This is a genomic window from Patescibacteria group bacterium, from assembly GCA_038063375.1.
Taxonomy (GTDB): Bacteria; Patescibacteriota; Minisyncoccia; order Phycocordibacterales; family JANLHH01; genus JANLHH01.
In genome coordinates, this window is record JBBTVG010000023.1 from 1 (window position 1) to 3,170 (window position 3,170).

The 3,170-nt window shown below is 45.8% G+C and carries 4 protein-coding genes; 1 reads left to right on the forward strand and 3 read right to left on the reverse strand.

What is annotated here, in order from left to right; genetic code table 11:
- Positions 1–83 precede the first annotated feature (83 nt).
- From hisS to AAB523_02725, 3 genes are all read right to left on the reverse strand, one after another.
- Positions 84–1,496 (reverse strand): histidine--tRNA ligase, encoded by a 1,413-nt coding sequence (hisS, locus tag AAB523_02715; protein ID MEK7556173.1) that lies wholly within the window; start codon positions 1,494–1,496, stop codon positions 84–86.
- 10 nt (positions 1,497–1,506) lie between these two features.
- Complete coding sequence (lepB, locus tag AAB523_02720) at positions 1,507–2,124, reverse strand: signal peptidase I (protein MEK7556174.1); 618 nt, start codon at positions 2,122–2,124, stop codon at positions 1,507–1,509.
- Positions 2,125–2,213: 89 nt separating this feature from the next.
- Entirely contained in the window at positions 2,214–2,378 is a 165-nt protein-coding gene (locus tag AAB523_02725) for a hypothetical protein (protein ID MEK7556175.1), read from the reverse strand.
- Positions 2,379–2,474: 96 nt separating this feature from the next.
- Between AAB523_02725 and pth the strand changes: the two genes are divergently transcribed.
- On the forward strand, positions 2,475–3,065 hold the full coding sequence (gene pth, locus AAB523_02730) for an aminoacyl-tRNA hydrolase (protein ID MEK7556176.1): 591 nt from the start codon (positions 2,475–2,477) through the stop codon (positions 3,063–3,065).
- The last annotated feature ends 105 nt before the right edge of the window (positions 3,066–3,170 follow it).

Genomic DNA, 3,170 nt, shown 5'->3' on the forward strand with positions numbered 1-3,170 from the left:
TGTGGTGCGACATTGTTTTCTTAGGTGCGAAGCAACTTAGAAAACAAGAAGTACTCCTGTGGTGCGGTATGGAAATTCGGGTTTTAGTTGCCCTTTATCTTTTTAAGATATTCCGGCAGTTTTTCTATGGATATCGTGTCCTGCGAGCGGTTCTCCATATTTCGCACGATCACCGTTCCTTCCATCGCCTCTTTTTGTCCAAAGATGATGGTGTAGGGGACGTTTAATCGTTCGGCGGTGGAGAGTTGCGTCGCCAGACTGTCTTTATTCAAGGATTGCGCGATAGGAATTTTCGCTTTGCGAAGGAGTTCAATAACCGACAAGCTCTTTAGTTTTGCTTCAAAGCCAAGTTGTATGAAATAGATCTTCGGCTTTTTGATGATGCGCGGGCTCAAGGACTTGAGTTCCGGACGCATGACAAGCCTGTCCATTCCGATGGCGCCCCCCACTGCGGGTACCGGTTTTTTACTGCCAAGCGACTTTGCCAGGTTGTCATATCGTCCGCCGGCGGCGATCGTAAGCAAAGTGACACCCGGCTCACTTGGTTCCTCCGAAACTTCTTTCTCTTTTTCTTGTGCGTCTCTTTCGGTCTCGTCTTCCGGATTCGGTGCGCTCTCCTTTATTGGTTCTTCTGTCGGGGCAATGCTTTCTATGATCTCAAAAACAGTACGGGTGTAATAATCTAAGCCCCGAACAAGGGAATTTTTGACAGAGTAAGGAATACCCATCGTATCCAAATATTCAAGCACCTCCTTGAAATGCTGTTTGCATCCGCCACAGAGGTGATTGAGGGATTCAGGCGCTTCCTCTTTCAGCGCTTGGCAACCTTCATCTTTACAGTCCAGTAGTCGGAGCGGATTGTCTTTCAATCTCTTCTTGCAGTGTACGCAGAGCTTTTCAATATGCTTCTTATAATATGATGTTAATGCGCGGATGTAGGCGGGGCGACATTCGGAATCCCCGATACTATTGATGTCAATGGAAAGATCTTTAAATCCAACTTCCTCTAAAACGTCCAGCATGGTTCTAATGATGATGGCGTCGGCAATACTTTTAGGGGAGCCCAATATCTCAAAACCAAACTGCATGAATTGACGCGACCTGCCGCGTTGCGGTCTCTCGTGCCTGAAGAACGGTCCGCTATAGTAGAGCATGACCGGTTGCGGCAAGTTCTGCATACCTTGTTCAATGTATGCGCGCATGATGGGTGCGGTTCCTTCCGGACGCATGGCAAGCTTGTCGCCGCCCTTGGTTCGGAGAGTATATATTTCTTTTTCAACGATATCCGTAGATTCGCCGACACTGCGCACGAACAACTCTTCTTTTTCCAATATAGGGGTCTCAATGGGTCTGAATCCGTAATAGACGGCTATTTCCTGCGCTTTTTCAAAAAGCCCCTGATAGCGATAGTACTCATCTCCCGAGATGTCGCGCATCCCTTTGAGAGATTGCAGAGTACTCTTTTTTTCTTTTCCTGTTGTTGGCTTTTCGGACATAAATATTTTTTTAATACAGTGCCTTTTCGGGGAAAAGTCCGAGCCTGTTTAAAGGGAAGAGTCTTAGAAACGCCCTGCCGGTAATGAATTGCTCGTCCAGCGGTCCCCAGACGCGAGAGTCGGAACTTGCTTCTCTGTTGTCACCCATCACGAAGTATTCGGTGTCACCCAATGTGATGACCATACTATCAGCCTTAGGAAATTTTATATAGGGTTCGTTCAAGTTGAATCCTCCCGGAAATGATTTGTTGACGATGAACACGTTGCCGTCTTTTATTTCTACCGTTTCCCCCGGAAGACCGATAACGCGCTTGATGAAAAATTTTGAGGGGTCTTTGGGATATTTGAACACCACGACATCGCCGCGCTCCGGCTTTTCCAAACGATAAGAGATCTCGTCAACCACGAGATAGTTTCCCGTGGCAAAGGAAGGATCCATTGAGCTCCCGCTGACAATGAAAGGGCTTGCGATAAAGACTCGGATCGGAACAACGACAATGAACGCGATCACGGCAAATTTAATAATTTCCCAAAAGAAACTGCTTGGGGAATATTTTTGCCCGAGAGCTACCTCTTCTGGGGCACCCGACTTCTCCGAAGAGTTGTGTCGTTCTTCAATCATGTGCATACATAGTATTATAAAAATATATCTAAAGCAAATTATTTGATACATGCAAAGAAAATCCCCGCCTTTAGCGGGGGTTTTCTTTGCATGTATTACGCTTGTTCTCTCCAGGAGTCGCTATTTTCGGCGCGCATTCTTTTGATCATGTCCACTTCTTCCGGGGTGAGTAACATTTCTTCACCGCCTATGATCATGGCCTCCGGTTTTTTTAAGTTTTCATTCTCGTTGCTTGCAACCGGCTTTTCAAAATTTGTCATATGTTTTTACGTTACGTTACATTATTAAGCGACCCGTTGTTTTTCATTCTACCATAGATTTTTTGCAACGAAAGCATTTTGCGATATAATGGGACTATGTCATATATTATCGTAGGACTCGGCAATCCGGGCAAAGAGTATGAGGAGACACGACATAACACAGGTCGCATTGTTTTGGAGTATTTCAGAAAAAAGAACGATTTTCCCGATTGGCGCGCGGATAAAAAAACTCGCGCGCTCATCTCGGAAGGGAAGGTGGGCAAGGAGAAAGTGCTTCTTCTCATGCCTGAAACGTTCATGAATAATTCCGGCAAAAGCCTCTTGCCGCTCGTCACGAGCAAAAAAAAGGCGGAGCAACTTATTGTAATCTATGACGATCTTGACCTGCCGGTTGGGACGTTCAAACTTTCATTTGACCGTGGTTCGGGCGGGCACAAGGGGATTGAATCCATAGCACGCAGTATAAAGACGAAAGGATTTGTGCGCATTCGCGTCGGTATCTCGCCCAAAACAGCATCCGGTAAACTTAAAAAACCACAAGGGGAGGAGCAGGTGGTACGCTTTATTCTGAAGAACTTTACACCGGACGAATTTCAGGAGCTTAAAAAACTTTCAAAGAAGACCAATGAAGCCATTGAGGCTATTACTACCGAAGGTCGCTTGATTGCGATGAATAAGTTTAATTAATCATACACAAAAAACCCCGGATCATATGATCCGGGGTTTTTTGTGTATGAAACCTTACAGGTTCTGTACACCTTGTGGCTAGTTTTCTCGCTCGAGGCTCAAAAC